The organism is Shewanella hafniensis, assembly GCF_019655335.1.
GTDB lineage: Bacteria > Pseudomonadota > Gammaproteobacteria > Enterobacterales > Shewanellaceae > Shewanella > Shewanella hafniensis.
Genome location: NZ_BPFD01000023.1, coordinates 25,018 through 41,561, shown reverse-complemented (window position 1 = coordinate 41,561; position 16,544 = coordinate 25,018). Strand labels below are relative to the sequence as shown.

The window sequence follows — 16,544 nt, the reverse complement described above, 5'->3', positions numbered from 1 at the left end:
TTTCTCATCTAAGTTGCTGTCTCCGATGATTTTCTCATCCTCTTGAACTTCGTCCCCAAGACCTTTACTGTCCGAATGCTTGCGGCTTCGGTCCTATGGCTGGCGCAGTCATCTCAACCAGCTCATTGGCTATCGAGAGATTTTCATTGGGGAGGAACCCAAGTTCATGAACCATAGCTACGTACTGGCGCATAGCAGAAACGTAATTGTCTATCGTTCTTGGCCTGCGCACACCTTCCAGTTCGTTAGTCAAGCGTTGTACATCCCTTTCACTGCTGAGAGTGTCCGGGCCAATGACTATGCTCAGGTGATCACCCAAATTCAACTAGGCTATAACGCCCCGCCCACCCCTTTAAACTTCTCCACCAAGGCGACAATCCGTTGAAACACGCTTTGCTTCTTGGTCTTGTATTGTGGGCTAAGCGGGCTCATCTTCGGCAAAGCTTCATTCAGTGCAGTGCCGTTCTCAGTTGCATATTCACGCTTTAACGAAGCAGCGATGTAGCGTTTGACGGCGTCCTCATTCAAGCCCTCTTCTTGGATAAGCTCAGTCACTTCCCGTTGCTGCTCTGCTTGGGCGAATTTAAAGAACTCATCAATGATGCTGGCTTTGTCAGCAATCTGATCCAAATCGGTCTGGTTAATAAAATCAACTACTAAGCTCTCTTTCGCTCTATTGCCTAAGCTACCGCGTATCATACGGCGAACTTCTTCAATCAAACCCTCTTTGCTCTTGTTCTTATTATTGTGATCAAAAATCAGTTCAAGAATGTAATCGAGGTTAATTTCTTGAGATTTCAGCAAATCAATTTCAAAGACCACATCGTCCCAGTCTACCGTTGACTTATCTTTGTCCTGACCTTCTTTATCGCGTCGCAACCAGTCGCGGGTATCGTTGTAAGTAGAACGATAATCTTGAACAGCACGTTCGCTCGGCATATCGATGGTTTGCATTGCCTCGATGTCAGCATCGTCCAAGTAGTACTTAGCTTTAAACGTTTCAACCGCTTGTTCATCACTGGTATCTAGGCTTTGCAGTGCTTTCAAGCCAGCAAATTCATCGTAGTTTTGTAAAATATTTTCTGCTTTGAGGTATTCACCAAACAGCTTGGCAAACTCTTTTTTATCTTGTTCTTTTTCAATATTTTCTGGGTTTGGAAAGCGCTCTTGCAGCTCTTTTACGATATCAACAAAACCTCGACGCGCTTGGCCAGTCGCAATATCGTTAAAGCCTTCCATGTATTCTTTGTAGCTCTTCTCCAGCACCACGTTTTTGGTGTTTTTGTCACCAAACAAGGTGATGGCATCAATGGTTGCCTGTTCCAAATCACGGAAGGTAACAATATTGCCAAAGGTCTTCGTCGCATCATAAATGCGGTTCGTGCGAGAAAACGCCTGCATCAAGCCGTGATAGCGCAAATTCTTATCAACAAACAAAGTATTGAGTGTGGGCGCATCAAAGCCCGTTAAAAACATACCGACCACGATAAGCAGATCAATTTCTTGATTCTTCACTCGCTGAGCAAGGTCACGGTAGTAATTCTGAAAGCCATTACTGTCAACGCCATAGTTAGATTTAAACAGGGCGTTATAATCAGTGATCGCGGCGCTCAAAAACTCTTTCGCGCTGCTGTTCATGGCACTTACTTCAAAGCTCTCATCTAAAATATCACCAATGGCGTCCTGCTCTTCATTGGCTGCAAATGAGAAAATAGTCGCAATGCGCAGAGGTTTACTCGTCGGGCCATTATCAGCCTCGGCCTGCAATGTTTTGAAGGTTTCATAGTACGCTTTCGCCGCATCAACACTACTTACCGCAAACATGGCGTTAAACCCTTTGGCGCCAGAATAGGCTCGATGCGTTTTCTGGTTAAAATGGCTCAGAATATACTGCGAGATTTCACCAATGCGCATTGGATGTAAGAACGCTTGCTTGTTCTCTGCGGCACTGAGCTTCTTATCATCCTGCTCAGTCTCAATACTTTTAAATTGCGGGCGCACATCGTTATAGTCCACTTTGAACTTGAGTACTTTCTCATCACGAATAGCATCAGTGATCACATAAGTGTGCAACTGCTGACCAAACACATCGCCCGTGGTTTCTGCACCCAAGGCGTTTTCAGGGAAAATTGGCGTACCGGTAAAGCCAAACTGGTAGTACTTTTTGAATTTCTTCTTCAGGTTTTTCTGCGCTTCACCAAACTGGCTACGGTGACACTCGTCAAAAATAAAAACCACTTGCTTGTTGTAGATAGGTAAATCGCTTTCACCTTTAATTAAGTTGTTGAGCTTTTGGATTGTGGTAACAACAATCTTGTTATCGTCTTTATCCAGGTTGCTTTTAAGCCCTGCGGTACTGTCTGAACCGTTCACACTATCAGGCGAGAAGCGCTGATACTCTTTCATCGTCTGATAGTCGAGGTCTTTTCGGTCCACCACAAAGAACACTTTATCGATACAGTCTAAATCGGTGGCTAAACGTGCTGCTTTAAAGCTAGTGAGTGTTTTGCCTGAACCCGTGGTGTGCCAAATGTACCCGCCGCTCTCGGTGTTGCTCCAATTCTTAGCGTTAAACGCGCTCTTAATCTTCCATAAAATACGCTCTGTAGCGGCAATCTGGTAGGGGCGCATCACCAGTAAGGTATTGCTGACGTCAAACACCGAGTAACGCAAGATCACTTCAAGCAACGTCTCTTTCTGGAAAAAAGTAGCGGTAAAGTCTTTTAAATCCTTGATCAGCGTATTGTCAGATTTTGCCCAGTGCATCGTAAAGTCGAAGCTGTTCTTGTCGCGCTTAGTGGTATTGGCAAAATAGCGCGTATCGGTGCCATTAGAGATCACAAACAGCTGCAAGAACTTGTACAACGAGTTCTCTGTATTAAAGCTTTCTTTGCTGTAGCGATGTATTTGGTTAAACGCCTCACGAATAGCCACACCACGCTTTTTCAGTTCAATTTGCACCAAAGGCAAACCATTGACCAAAATCGTCACATCGTAACGGTTGGCATGGCTTCCCGTTTGCTCAAACTGCTTAATAACCTGCATTTTGTTACGAGCAATGGTCTTCTTGTCGAATAGGTAGATGTTTTCTATATGGCCATCATCAAACACAAAATCGAAGATATAGTCACTGTGCACCTTGCGAGTTTTATCAAGAATATTGTCGCTGGGTGTGTTTAGGTATTGCTCGCAAAAGCGCGCCCACTCGGCATCAGTAAACTCGACCTTATTAAGGGCTTGCAGCTGCTTGCGCACATTCGCCAGCATGGCGTCTGGCGTCGTTAGCGCGGGTAAATACTCATAGCCCTGATTTTTTAGGTCCTGAATCAGCTCGCGCTCAAGGTCAGCTTCGCTTTGAAAGCTTTCTGCTACCTGCCAGTTTTTTGTGTATTTATCTAACACAATAAAGTTGTTGGATTCTGCGATTGTTTTGTAGTCCGTCACAGGTGAACCTCCCAATGGCCGGTTTTTTTGGCACCAACCCGTTTTAATAATGAATGTTGTTTCAGTTTTTTGATGCGGCGTTCAATGGTACTGAGCGCCTTTCCAGTCTGCTCGGCCAACGTGGCATTGGTGATATAGCGGTCTGCTTTTATCAATTCGAGGATGGCGTGATCCAGCGGTGACAGCTTTAAACCTGCATTTATACCAGCGCTTATACCCGCATTTTCAAGCTGATGGGAAGTACTTTCTTCAATGGCATCGAGTATCATCTGCAACATAAAACGGATAAACGGCGAACAGTCCGTTTGGGCAGTACTGTTGCGAATAGCTAGGTAGTATGCCTCCTGATGCTGATGCACCAAACTTTCTACCGGGATATTAATAAAGATGGGGTGCCACTGCGACAAAATTAGTGTTTGCCACAGACGCCCCATTCGGCCATTGCCATCCGCGAACGGGTGAATAAACTCAAATTCGTAATGAAAAATACAACTGGCCATCAGTGGGTGTACATTGGTAGTGCGCAGCCAAGCCAACAACTCCCCCATCAGTTTAGGTACTCGATCGGCCTGCGGTGCCATATGCACCACCTGATCACCCGACATTACGCCAACGCCTTGACTGCGGTATCTTCCTGCTTCTTCGACTAAGCCTGTCATCAACAACTGGTGGGCAGTCAGTAAATCTTTACTTTTACTGGGCTGCCAGCTGCCGATTGCTTCATAGGCCGCAATTGCGTTGCGCGCCTCCTGTACTTCTTTGGGGGGCGCAATCACCCTTTTACCCTCAATAATGGCCGTAATTTGCGCTTCTGACAGCGTGTTGCCCTCTATCGCCAGCGAACCCTGAACCGTTCGCATGCGGTTGACCTTACGCAGGCGCAACAGTTTTTCCTGTTCAAACTCAACGGTCAAACGGCCAATGGCTTCGCTGATGTCGGCGACCAAGTTGAGGATCTCGGTGGTAATGGTAAACGGCGGTTGATAGGCCATTAGACTGCCTCCTTATGCTTACCATCAAAGGCAGTTATCCGGAATTTCCGGATAACTGACACTGCTATTTCCGGTAGCGTGTTACTCATTAAGCAGCCTCATGTGAATGAGATCGCGGGAAGCTCAACAACAGGTCACGATAATACTCGTATTGCTTTTGGCGTAGCTCGATTTCGCGGGGCAGACCTTCGATGATGGAATTGGTGAGAGCGTCGAATTTGTCGAGGATTGTAGCTATTCGGTTCTGTTCTTCATACGAAGGAACCGGAACAACAATCTTTGAAAAGTCGCTTTTATTGATGAGGGGCATCGTTCCTCCGCCCAGCTCACCCTGTCGACGCAGTGTCTCACGCATAGCAGTCAGTACGTGGAACAGGTAGCCGACTTGAACGCTATCATCGGTCAATATAATTGCATTAATTTGTTGATTGGGGATGCACTCGTTAGCATTAATTACTGTCTTACCCATATCAGCGCCGATACATGTGACTAGCAATGAACCACTAGGGATCCGAACTTTGGGCATCGAAGCTGCTCCTTCAGCTGACAAACGACGACTTGGACACGTGATGTTACGCATCCCGTTCTTGATATCGCTGGGGGTTACAAAATCAACATCGTCGCCCCATGCAAACTTGTCTGACGACCTTGGAGTGCGGCCAGTCACGATGTGACCAATCTCCTCCAACGTCTTCCACTCAACTTCACCTTCTTCAAAACTTAGCAACTGGTCGCGGTAGTAGTTGTATTGTTTTTTCCGCATGTTAAGCTCGGCGGTCAGCTCGGCGGTCATGGCGGTAAATGCGTCCAGTATGCGCACTATTTCAGCTTGTATTGCCAGCGATTTTTCTGGGTTATCTGGGCATGGGATGGGTACGACTATTTTTGACAAATCACCGCTAGAAACTCTGCGAACCTTAGCCCCTGTAATGTATTTTCTCTTCTGAGCTTGAAATGCTTCCGTTAAAAAATAGTGAGCTAAATACTTAACATTTTGCTCGTGTCGGAATAGCATCATATCGCCAGAAATTACGGATTGATTCCCTAGCCATGCGAGAGGTTTCACAACGTCTTCGTCATTTTCTGAAGTTGTTGCAAGCAAGAGATCGTTCCTTTCCGCTTTTCTTAATTTTTTCGCTAGCTCTTCTGATATATAGGTAAAAGTTTCATCAGCCGACAAACCGTATTTAGTATAAATCTGACCATAATGGATGGCTGGAAACCCCGTTTCGATGAAGTCCTTTTTTTGCAAACCATTACCGCGTATGAATTTGCCAATTTCACCTAGTGGCAGCCACTCCACCTCAGCCCCATCCAGCAGTTTTTCCATATAGGTCAAATGACTCATGCTTCAACCTCCTCACCCTCAATCTCCGCCACAATGGCATCAATATCACTACGAAGCGCATCAATTTTAGCAACAGTGGTTTTAAGTTCGGCATTAAGCTCTGTAATATCCACTAGCTCACGGTTATCTTTCGCTTCTACATAACTGCTTACCGAAAGGTTGTAGCTATTGCCTGCGATAACATCCAACTCAACCGATTTCGCAAAGTGCTCAACGTTCTCTTTGCTGGCAAACACTTTCATGATGTCTTCAATGTGCTGCTCAGTCAGCACGTTGTTGTTGGTTTCTTTTTTAAACAAACCGCTGGCATCGATAAACTGGGTGGTAGTATCGGTTTTGTGTTTAGACAGCACCAAAATATTTACCGCAATGGTGGTGCCAAAGAACAGGTTAGGTGCCAATGAAATCACGGTTTCAACGTAGTTGTTATCAACCAAGTACTGGCGAATTTTTTGCTCAGCACCACCACGGTAAAAAATACCGGGGAAGCAAACAATCGCTGCACGACCTTTGCTTGATAGGTAACTGAGCGCATGCAGCACAAAGGCAAAGTCGGCTTTTGATTTGGGCGCAAGCACACCAGCGGGCGCAAAGCGGTCATCGTTGATTAGGGTTGGGTCATCGCTACCAATCCATTTCACCGAATACGGTGGGTTAGAGACAATCGCATCAAAGGGTTTGTCGTCTAAAAAGTGCGGTTCGGTTAAGGTATCACCCAACTGAATATTGAACTTGTCGTAGTTAATATTGTGCAAAAACATATTCATACGCGCCAAGTTATAGGTGGTGTGGTTAAGTTCTTGACCAAAAAAACCATCTTCAATGATATGCGCATCAAAGTGCTTTTTAGCTTGTAACAGCAACGAGCCCGAACCCGCCGCAGGGTCATAGATTTTATTAACACTGGTTTGGCCGTGCATGGCGAGCTGCGCGATCAATTTTGAAACGTGCTGAGGCGTGAAAAACTCGCCACCGGATTTACCGGCATTCGCTGCATAGTTTGAAATCAGGAACTCGTAGGCATCACCGAATAAATCAATTTGGTTGTCTTCAAAATTACCGAAGGTTAAACCTGCCACGCCTTTTAACACCGCTGCTAGGCGTTTGTTTTTTGCCTCTACCGTATTACCCAGACGATTACTGGTGGTATCAAAATCCGCAAACAAACCTTTGATATCTTTTTCTGAATCATAGCCATTGGCTGAGTTTTCGATTGCAGCAAAAATCGCCGCCAAATCCGTATTTAAATTTTCGTTCTTGTGTGCATTGGCCGCCACATTGCTAAACAACTGGCTTGGGTAAAGAAAATAGCCTTTGGTTTTAATCGCATCTTCTTTAGCCAACTTGATGTTTTCGTCATCGTCAGACATTGCAGCATAATTAACACTCTCATCACCGCCAGTAATGTAAAGCTCAAAGTTTTCACTGATAAAGCGATAGAACAGCGTACCCAGTACATATTGCTTAAAATCCCAGCCATCCACGGAGCCGCGCACATCGTTGGCAATCGCCCATATTTGGCGTTGAAGTTCGGCACGTTGTTGCATACTTGTCATGTTTGTTCCTGCTTATGGTGTTCTAAAGAGTGGCTATACGGTTTTAAGACCATCAATAGCGCCCAATTTACGCGACATCACTCTTCCAAAAAATAATCTGAATCTATTGCCTTAACGGCATATAGCTCACGGGTTGATACTCCGACATTGTGCTCTATCATCAGGGCCGCGAGTTCATGGCCATCAATCAGCACGATGCGTTTTTCAATACGGGTAACAAAATCACGGGCGTCTTTACTGAAATTTGAAGTAGTAATAAATACCCCTTTGCGGGCGCGATGCATGTCGAGCGCACCTGCAAAGGCTTGAATATCCGGTCTGCCGACTGTGTTGCCGCGGTAGCGTTTTGCTTGCAGGTAGATGGAGTCTAGCCCGAGCTTATCCTCTTTGATAATACCATCAACACCACCGTCACTGCTGTATTGAGTTGCTTGGCCAGCATCCTTTTGACTGCCGCCGTACCCCATAGCCAGCATCAAATCGACCACCAGCTGCTCGAAAAACTTGGGCGATAATGTGTGGATTTGTTCAATCAATTCATCGGCAAGGGCTGAATTAAGGGCGGTAAATGCTTGCGCCATTAACTCTGTTGGGGTTTGAGTATTATCGTTATGACTGATACTGGCATAACACTCTACTTTGCCTTGTTCAGTTGATTGCTCGTGGTGGGCACTTTTAAAGTCATTAAAGGTGTCAAACAGGGATAAGTAATCGTTATTAATAAGCTGACCACTTGCCAGAGCTTCCCTTCCCCTGTTGGTTATCTCGCAGATACCACGCTTAGGTTGATGGATAAGTCCCGCTTTAACCAGATAGGTTTTAGCCCAACCAACCCGGCTACGAATGTAGGTTTGTTTACCACTTGGCAAGGTGAGCGCAAGCTGCTCTTCAGAAAAGCCATAGAGGGCTGCAACGTCATCATAAACCTGCTTCAGCGGTTTTTGCTGCCCGTTTGCTAACACCTTAAGCACCGCTGGCATCATCTCTTCATAGCTTGGAATTGTATCGACCATCCCTGTGCCTCACCTCTTATTATTCTTGTGGCAAAAACTGCAACGGTAATCGCCTAAACGCTTTCATATATCATGTTCAAAGCAGATTTATTAAACGATTAGACCATTTAGATTGATGCAAATAATTTTTAGGATTGTGTCAGAAAAGATCCATCTAATCCAGAGAGATAGCACACAGTCTTGGTACTAAGCTGTCATGCTTTTGGTAGGAAGTGGTATCCCTTAGGGTATCTTCAAAGCCTTTGCCGGTGATTTGACCATGTAAATACGTTCTCTTCGTTTTTTGAAACATAACTGGAGTTAACCGCTTTGAAGACGAAGCACTAAGGGATTGATGCCTCCATCCTTTGTGTTGATCATCAGGGCGACAAGACAAGCGCATGCCGGTGAGGGCTATACGCTTGTCTATACGTCAGTTAGTGCCCGATTTGAATAGTCTTTGCCATTCCAGCGCTTAATGCATCGTGGTTGTTAGACTGATAGTGTAATTACAGTAGTGACTACGCAAGATCTGTAAGCTCTGAATTTAGTCCTTACCCTAGCTTGTTTTCGGTGGTTCCCTTGGTTTAGTTAGGTTGTTTTTAGTTTTTGCTCATAGGCTTACTTATAGAGGGATTCAGCCAAGAAAAAGCATTTCAATCTAGTAATGGAGGACACTCTATAGCCTTTGAAGGCTGGAGGCTGTAAGGGATATTCTGAAGTTCATTAATGTGCAGTAAAACGGATGTTGATATGAGCTTAAACGGTTGCACTTTGGGCATCACGCTCCTCTATTCTTGTTAAAATCCATTCTTGCACTTCACTTTCTACCCAAGCGGCAGCTCGGCTACCGAGTGACACAGGTCTGGGAAATGTTCCTTCTGCGATGTACTTGTAGATAGTGGAACGCGCTAGACCGGTGTAATCCATAACTTTAGTAAGGCGAATTAGTTTCATGATGAGTTTCTCGGTTATTGTCTCATTACATATGCCCTTCTAGTAATTTTTAACTTTTTCCCGATTTCCAAATATTTTCAGATATATATCACTTCTTTGCATAAGCCCATTAACGCTTTCAAGGAGCCTGATATGTCAACAAAAGCGATGCCCTCCCAATCCGTAAAGCCCCCATTGCTAAACCAACCGTTCAACCATTGGCCACAAACTGCAGAAGAGGTCCTCGCCTCTGCCGCCAATATCATTGCCGAGCGCTATGTAAAGAAGGACGCCTATACCAATCCACAGGCCACTAAGGATTTTTTAACTTACAAACTGGGCGGTTATGAGCGGGAGGTGTTTGCGGTAATGCTGCTTGATAACCAGCATCAATTACTCGAGTTTAAGGAGCTTTTCTTTGGCACTTTAGATGCCGCCAGTGTCTATCCACGAGAGGTGGTTAAGGCGGTATTGGCCGTCAATGCAGCAGCGGTGATCTTTGCCCATAACCACCCGTCCGGTGAATCTGAACCTTCAACTGCAGATAAGAACATCACCAAACGGTTAACCGATGCATTAGCACTTATCGATGTGCGCGTGCTTGACCATATCGTGGTTGGCCGCACGCCAGTGTCCTTTGCTGAGCGCGGCTTACTTTAGCCAGCGTTTAAACCTGCCACGCCAAATCAAGGAGTCCAACATGATTGAATTTACCGATAGCTTTTCACAAGCCTGTGTCGCCGAAGCCTGCGCTGCTTTTCCTGAGCTGCGTAACCGTTTAGCGGTTGAACTCATTTTGCCGATGTTTGTGCGGCCACTTAATGCCATGGGCCAAGTGATAGGCAAGCCAGTTGTTGCACCACACCGCGAGCTACATAAAACCGTATTATTTGTTTTTCACCGTGATGTGGTTGAGCACTTGCCCAAGGAGATCAGCTTTTGCCGCTATGTTTGCACCTGTGACAGTTATGGTGTGCCAACAGGTGAATGGCAACGAGTGATCAACGGCGTGTATTTTAACCATGGCAGTAATGAACTGCCTAATTGGAGTGTGCATACCTAAAAACGATTACCCGCCCTGTATCCAGCCAGCTAGCCAGCTGTATTCGCCGCTTGTACTAGCCAAGGCATTTATCACAGTTCTCGCTAGTCCACTAACAAGCAACCCACTCCCAAAGTTTCACCTTTTTAACCATAGAGGTTCCTATGACAACCCTAAAACTTTTCGATATTGAGCACGCTTGGGGCTTGCCCCGTAAAGTGTCACCCCGCTTTGGTGCGAGACTTATTTTGCGTGGTCTGCATTTGTATTATCTCAATGACAGAGCAAGTTTTGTCGGTGAGTTTTCCCCTGAAGTACGCAAACGCTTCAATCACGCTTTTCCGAAATTGGTTAAACAACTTGAGCGGTTAGTCGTCACCGGTGAGATAGATGCCACAGAGCAGCAGTGCGTCACCATTGAGTACGATGACTTTACCTGTGAGGCCGATACCTTAGGCAGCCATGGTTATTTGTATATTGCTGTCTATCAAACCGCTGACAAACCACTACCCGCATTAACACACAGCCCTTCGTTAACCTTGTAACACCAAAGCACATTCTAAATACCTCATCACGCTCCATCAGACTCGTTTCACGCAATCGTTACCCCACCAGCAAACACAACAAGAGCCCAGGAGTTGTAGCTCCTAGGCTCTTGCGTGTGCGCGTAAATCAAACAAGGAATATCCCATGAAGTTAATCATTAACCGTAACCAACTGCCATTAATGCCTAATCGTTTTTACCAAGTCATTGAAAAGGAGCTGGCTAACGTCGATCCAAAAGATGCTAATGCGATCACGCTCAATTTTAGAGATCCAGATTACAGCGCCGAAGATGGTGGCTTTCATCCCGTCGAAGTCCGGCTTGAGAAACAGCAAGAACATTGGCGTTTAGTGTACGTCACCGACTTTGCTTTTCGCGGCCATCCCTTCCCTGAACTCGTTAAAGACATCGATATCTGCTTTAACAGTAAGCAGGTCTATAGCCTGTTTAGTGGCTGGATTGGCGAGCGGGAATGCAGAGCATTAATCGATTTATTTACCCAAAACTTTGCCACTTATTTCGATATGGGCGTTTACAAGGTGAAGGTCAGTTTGGATTAAACCACTTAGCCAAATGAAGTTCCCAGAATCCTAAAACGGGAACACTCAAACCCTTGCCCGATAAGGCTTTGCACAACACAAGTACCCAAAAGCACGCTATAGCCAAAAAGAGGAACATGACCATGCCTGAGGTTCACGCCGTTAAAGATCAAGACACCGTTAAGCTTATCAGCTACCTACTGGAAAGACAGTTTAGCCAGCAACTGGCCGATGTGTGGAATATCGGCCTTAATCTCGCCCTTAGGATCTCTGACTTACTCTCGATTAAGTTCAGTGATATCCACGGCGATAGACTCATCATTAAGGAATCCAAAACTGGCAAAATCGCCAATATCAAGCTCAACCAAAAGACATTGGAACGGATTCAGCGTATTCAGCGTGAGCATCCTAACCATATCTATCTATTTCAGTCCTACCGTAATCAAAGAGCGAAGCACATCAAACCCGCGCCTTTGTCACGGCGCTATATTTGCCGCGCACTAGCGATGATTGGGGAAGAGCTCAAAATCGCCTTAGGCACCCACTCAATGCGTAAGACGCGAGGCTATTTGCTTTATCAACAAACCAAAGACATTGGCCGAGTAATGAAGATGCTCAGGCACAGCGCCGAAGAAACTACCCTGCGCTATATCGGTATTGAGCAGGACGATATTGATAAGGACTTTGTCGAACTAGAAATCTAACCCTCGCTTATCACTACTGGATAGCGCCCCTTCTTTCATCCCCCAAACACAGCCAATAGACCATCAACGCGAACACATGCAACTAACCAAAGTCTGCATGGCGTAATAACACGTAGCAATGGTGAGACCTGGCTAAGGAAAATATTCATGCAAGCATTACAACCAGGTGATCATCTGGTCACCAATATCGATCCGCTTGGCTTAACCGAACACCATGGCCTTTATGTTGGCCATGGCAATGTGATTCACTTATCTAAACAGGGCATCATCGAAGAAATCGACCTGCAGCAATTTGCTGGTGGCCATAAGATCAGAGTGAAAAAGTCAAGCCTGTTTCCCCATCAAGCTATTGAGCTTGCACGCAGTCAACTGGGTTATACCTCATACGGCGTTGCTACGAACAATTGTGAGCAGTTCGTCAATGAATGCTTAGAAGGGAACTGCACCTCCAATCAAGTGAGTAATCTCACCCACGTTGCGCTGCAAGGCTCTGCCAGAGCAGGCTTATTGGGAAGTACCGCTTCAAAGCTGGCCACGGGGACTGTCGCAAACCTTGTGTTAGCCTCTACCGCAGTAAAAATGACTGGCGAATACCTAGGGCTACCCGATAACGTCAACACGCTGCTAGGTACGCCTGGAGATCTTGTTGCCAAGCCTGCAGAATGTCTACTAAAAGGCACCAGCCAAACCCTGGGTAAGAGTTATGCTTGCTTACGCCAAGGAGAGATTACCGATGCGGGGATCAAGCTCGTCACTGGCAGTGTAGAAACTGGCTTAAATACCGTGTTGACGACAGCAGAAGTGGGCATCAATGGCGTAAAAGCTGGTGCTGGGCTGATAGCCGATGCATGGCATTGGCTAAGGTCATAATGCTTCACCTGCAGTATTGAGTACTCAGTCAGCCATAACCCAAACCCTATAAACGAAGCGGCATGCCGCCGCTATCGTTTTTACCCCTCTTACCTTACGCTGATGATTCACCTGATACCTAGGTAATATGTGTCCCTGTTAAGCGATACAAATTATCATTCTAATATCCTTGAGCTTATGGTGTTGCTCGAGCAGACGAGCAAACCGTGTAATCATTATTTTTTGTATCGCGTTATGCTAAGGCATTACCTAGTAGTACTAATCATTACCTTTGGAGTGATAGATGAGCGCAATCAAACCAGTATCGGTTAAATTAGATGCCGATATTAAAGCCAGAGTCGAGCATTTAGCCGAAACCCGTAAACGTTCATCACACTGGATGATACGTGAAGCGATCCGTGAATACGTTGAGAGAGAAGAGAAACGCGAGGCACTGCAGCAAGAAGCGTTACGCGCATGGGAAGAATACCAGACATCTGGCTTACATGTCACCGCTGACGAAGTGGTGAGTTGGCTAGAGTCCTGGGGGAGTGAAAATGAAAAGGCTGCCCCTACATGCCACAAATATTTTCACTGCCACAGCATTACGTGATTTAGAACGCTTACGTGAGTTTCTTCGCAGTAAAAATCCCCCTGCCGCACAACGGGCTGCCAGCGCCATAATCAATACCATTAGAAAACTGGAAAGCTATCCAGACATTGGTCGGCCTATCGATGACAATGACTTTAGCTTTAGGGAACTGCTGATTGACTTTGGTGACACAGGTTATTTGGCAATGTACCAGTATAATGGCGGCGAACGATTGACCGTGTTGTGTATCCGCCACCAAAAAGAAGCCGGTTACTGAAACGGCTGAATCAGTGACGGATTGCCCCAATGGACTATGTCATCAAGTCTGCCATTGTGAATATCGCTACTGCTCTACTATGAGCGCAAAAGCAAGGGACCTTAATCCCTTGCCCTTTACTCCCTTATTTTAACTCACCCCACTAGCAACCGCACTTAGCGCTAATTAAGCCAATCACTCTGTCACCACGCTTAAATACGGCTACAACCGAATGAACGTGTTCTATCGCCATAATGCTTAGTCTCTAACTTGGCCAGATAGCTCAAGCGGAAGAAAGCACTCGCAAAGGTCTGAGGATAATTCGGTGCGTTACGATTGAGATAGTAAACTGGCGTATCCTCAGGGAAATGCACTAAATGCCGCGTACTGTAATCATCTAATCCCAAGGCACTGGCCCAGGCTTCAACAATCTTAGTACTCAGGTTTTGTCCACTTCGATTGTAATTACCGAGATGGTTATAGGCATCATTATTGAGGAAGATAGCGATATGGTAATGGTCCGTATCTGCATCGGCTCGCTCCTTTGCCCAAATAATACGCTGAGTAGAAGGATGCACCCGCTTACCCTCACGGCCCTTGATTAACCTATCATGCTGGATTTTGGCATCCAGAGATTTAAAGAACTTGCTGATCACCGTTGAATCATAAACTACAGGTGAGTCGCGAAAGTTAAGCTGTGGTAGATGTAAATCAAACCGCACCATGAAGGTACGAGGGTGCTCATTCATAGCAGCCTGTAAGGTCTGTAGAATGGCGCTTAAGTATTCAGCGCTTAGTGGCCTAGGATAAACTTTGAGGCCTTGGTATTGGCCATTGCTGATGACGGTAAGGTTAGTGTTTGAGGTGTGACGTTTTGACATGTTGATTTCCCATATTGGTTAAGTTACATAACGTATGGGGTCTGTGTAATTTATAACTCAAAAGCCAAAAAGTGATTGATATCAATTGCAAAAGTTAGCTCGCCTATGATGGCAGCTAACTCTGTATGTTCATGGGTAAGGTAGTGGTAGAGATACTGGTCGAGTGGATACTATTGAGTAGTAGGTATGACTACAGGACTGTAGTATTAACAAACAGACAATCGCAATAACTGAAATCCCCGCCAATCATTGATCAGCAGATCGGGCAAACAAGGGCGATAAGATCTCACATCGCTCGACAATTAAATCATTGAGATCTCTCGTTTGCTTGCTATTTCTCAGTAAGTAGCACATTGATTGGCATGTGCCTGGTTGGAGAAATATACATCATGGGACAAATAGTTAGGTTGCAAATAATGTCTGTAGGTTTGTGTTCTACAAATTCAGTCAATTCTCGATAAACAAATTTTGCTAATCCAAAGCTGATGCTCATAAGCGTGTCAGAAATTATTTTTGCCAATTCCTCTGCACTTAGCTGCACATTTTTGAGTAAAAAGCTTTCCAGCATCATCTCTTCTCGTAAGAAATAATCATACACCTGCCGCTCAAGGCTAGACACAATCGTAAGCTCACTGTAATGCAGATTTTTTCTTGAAAACAGATCCCAATGTTTGGTTAGCATTAAAGATGCGTATGAAATCACTTGCAAGTCTAGAGTTTTAAACCCATGTCTTGTATTAAATTTTTCATAGAAATACCTAGAACACTTCCACGCATTTTCAAGATTTACAATGGCACTGAATCGTTTTTGTGCTTCAACACGCTTATGTTCAGCGAGAATTATATCGCCATTAAAGTCCTCTTTAGTCATTTCAGTGTCTGCCGCAGCTTGTAACAGCATGTATAGATTCAACTCCCATTGATTCACCAAGGCAATGGGACGTGCGGGTTTAGCGCCAATCGGAGGATATTTTGTAAGGCTGGTATTTATGAAGTAGCAACTCTTACTTTGTGGTCTTCTTTTCTTGGTTATCTCTGGTGTACCTGGCTGGTAGTGATTTATGTAGCCAAGGCTGATTAAGTTTTTCCGCTGTGAGGCCAGCTGTTGCTTGGACATACCAGTAAGTTTATACAACTGTGCATATCCAAGCGTACGCACTTCACCAAACTCATCGGCATGCATTAAAAAAGTAATAAGTAGTAATCGATTAGCTAATTTTAATGGATGTCGCAGGCCTTCTTGAGTGTCGCCACAATCAACCAATAAATCCTGAATCAATACCTTCCAGTAACATTCTAAATCTTCTCGCTGCAGCTTTTCATTGAGTTTATCAGTTGGGCTATACACGCAAGCTGGGCGTCCTTTCCCTGAAGAACTTTTAGCCTTACTCAACGATTTTCGATAAAAGCCAATCCGGCATAACAACGTCATTCCATCAACGAAAGTGTTCTTAGAAACACCTAAAGCCTTAGCTAACGCCTCAATACTAACGCCACTAATTTCATCGATACCATATTGATATATCAGTCGAATAAAAAAGAATTTCAGTTCAGGTTTTGCAATAAGACGTCCTAAATAACCACCTTGTACGAGGTGGTTTTCTTTAGGTAAAGATAATTCAATACTGATGGCATTTAGGTACATTTTCACCTCGTTAACTTAAACAAAAACTGACTTTAGTAGCGTAAAAAGTACCTATTAAACAGAGTATGTGACTAAGTCACGCAATTAAGCAATCAATTAAGACATTGACAAAGTAGCATGATTTAGTTATCAAATTAAGTAAAGGTTTGAGTACTAAACTAAGTAATGTTTATTAGAAAAAGCTACTGTTATGACTTCATAATCTAAATTGACGTTTTATAAGA

The 16,544-nt window shown here is 44.9% G+C and carries 16 protein-coding genes; 8 read left to right on the top strand and 8 right to left on the bottom strand.

Annotated features, from left to right (window positions below):
* Nucleotides 1–330: 330 nt before the first annotated feature.
* The 6 genes from K5Q99_RS09075 to K5Q99_RS09050 form a co-directional block, all read right to left on the bottom strand.
* On the bottom strand, nt 331–3,444 hold the full coding sequence (locus K5Q99_RS09075; protein ID WP_220776679.1) for an HsdR family type I site-specific deoxyribonuclease: 3,114 nt from the start codon (nt 3,442–3,444) through the stop codon (nt 331–333).
* A complete protein-coding gene (locus K5Q99_RS09070) occupies nt 3,441–4,436 on the bottom strand; it encodes a Fic family protein (RefSeq protein ID WP_217529378.1) in 996 nt (331 codons plus the stop codon). The genes K5Q99_RS09075 and K5Q99_RS09070 overlap by 4 nt, the downstream gene beginning before the upstream one ends.
* A gap of 88 nt (nt 4,437–4,524) precedes the next feature.
* The gene (locus K5Q99_RS09065) at nt 4,525–5,784 is read right to left on the bottom strand and encodes a restriction endonuclease subunit S (protein WP_220776678.1); all 1,260 of its coding nucleotides are present in this window, start codon (nt 5,782–5,784) and stop codon (nt 4,525–4,527) included.
* Nucleotides 5,781–7,340, bottom strand: coding sequence for a type I restriction-modification system subunit M (locus tag K5Q99_RS09060; RefSeq protein WP_220776677.1), 1,560 nt, complete (start codon nt 7,338–7,340; stop codon nt 5,781–5,783). Before K5Q99_RS09060 ends, K5Q99_RS09065 begins: the two co-directional genes overlap by 4 nt.
* A gap of 77 nt (nt 7,341–7,417) precedes the next feature.
* On the bottom strand, nt 7,418–8,353 hold the full coding sequence (locus K5Q99_RS09055) for a restriction endonuclease (RefSeq protein ID WP_220776676.1): 936 nt from the start codon (nt 8,351–8,353) through the stop codon (nt 7,418–7,420).
* A gap of 738 nt (nt 8,354–9,091) precedes the next feature.
* On the bottom strand, nt 9,092–9,289 hold the full coding sequence (locus K5Q99_RS09050) for a helix-turn-helix transcriptional regulator (protein ID WP_037459496.1): 198 nt from the start codon (nt 9,287–9,289) through the stop codon (nt 9,092–9,094).
* Nucleotides 9,290–9,421: 132 nt separating this feature from the next.
* On the opposite strand from K5Q99_RS09050, the gene radC reads away from it, so the two are divergent.
* The 8 genes from radC to K5Q99_RS09010 all read left to right on the top strand — a co-directional run bounded on the left by radC (nt 9,422) and on the right by K5Q99_RS09010 (nt 13,815).
* Nucleotides 9,422–9,928, top strand: a complete 507-nt coding sequence (gene radC / locus K5Q99_RS09045; protein WP_246604434.1) for a RadC family protein — start codon at nt 9,422–9,424, stop codon at nt 9,926–9,928.
* 40 nt (nt 9,929–9,968) lie between these two features.
* Nucleotides 9,969–10,331: a hypothetical protein gene (locus K5Q99_RS09040; RefSeq protein WP_220776675.1), complete on the top strand. Its 363-nt coding sequence runs from the start codon at nt 9,969–9,971 to the stop codon at nt 10,329–10,331.
* Nucleotides 10,332–10,474: 143 nt separating this feature from the next.
* A complete protein-coding gene (locus K5Q99_RS09035; protein ID WP_220776674.1) occupies nt 10,475–10,855 on the top strand; it encodes a type IV toxin-antitoxin system YeeU family antitoxin in 381 nt (126 codons plus the stop codon).
* A 145-nt stretch (nt 10,856–11,000) separates the two neighbouring features.
* Nucleotides 11,001–11,414 (top strand): DUF2787 domain-containing protein, encoded by a 414-nt coding sequence (locus K5Q99_RS09030; RefSeq protein ID WP_220776673.1) that lies wholly within the window; start codon nt 11,001–11,003, stop codon nt 11,412–11,414.
* A gap of 122 nt (nt 11,415–11,536) precedes the next feature.
* Nucleotides 11,537–12,097, top strand: a complete 561-nt coding sequence (locus K5Q99_RS09025) for a tyrosine-type recombinase/integrase (protein WP_220776672.1) — start codon at nt 11,537–11,539, stop codon at nt 12,095–12,097.
* 147 nt (nt 12,098–12,244) lie between these two features.
* Nucleotides 12,245–12,967: a lecithin retinol acyltransferase family protein gene (locus K5Q99_RS09020; protein WP_220776671.1), complete on the top strand. Its 723-nt coding sequence runs from the start codon at nt 12,245–12,247 to the stop codon at nt 12,965–12,967.
* Between the two features lie 283 nt (nt 12,968–13,250).
* Nucleotides 13,251–13,559, top strand: a complete 309-nt coding sequence (locus K5Q99_RS09015; RefSeq protein ID WP_220776670.1) for a CopG family ribbon-helix-helix protein — start codon at nt 13,251–13,253, stop codon at nt 13,557–13,559.
* Nucleotides 13,504–13,815, top strand: coding sequence for a type II toxin-antitoxin system RelE/ParE family toxin (locus tag K5Q99_RS09010; protein WP_220776669.1), 312 nt, complete (start codon nt 13,504–13,506; stop codon nt 13,813–13,815). The genes K5Q99_RS09015 and K5Q99_RS09010 overlap by 56 nt, the downstream gene beginning before the upstream one ends.
* A gap of 191 nt (nt 13,816–14,006) precedes the next feature.
* Here K5Q99_RS09010 and K5Q99_RS09005 read toward each other — a convergent pair whose 3' ends face one another.
* Both K5Q99_RS09005 and K5Q99_RS09000 read right to left on the bottom strand, forming a co-directional pair.
* Nucleotides 14,007–14,675: an inovirus Gp2 family protein gene (locus K5Q99_RS09005; RefSeq protein WP_220776668.1), complete on the bottom strand. Its 669-nt coding sequence runs from the start codon at nt 14,673–14,675 to the stop codon at nt 14,007–14,009.
* A 331-nt stretch (nt 14,676–15,006) separates the two neighbouring features.
* Nucleotides 15,007–16,320: a helix-turn-helix domain-containing protein gene (locus tag K5Q99_RS09000; protein ID WP_220776667.1), complete on the bottom strand. Its 1,314-nt coding sequence runs from the start codon at nt 16,318–16,320 to the stop codon at nt 15,007–15,009.
* Between the last annotated feature and the right edge of the window lie 224 nt (nt 16,321–16,544).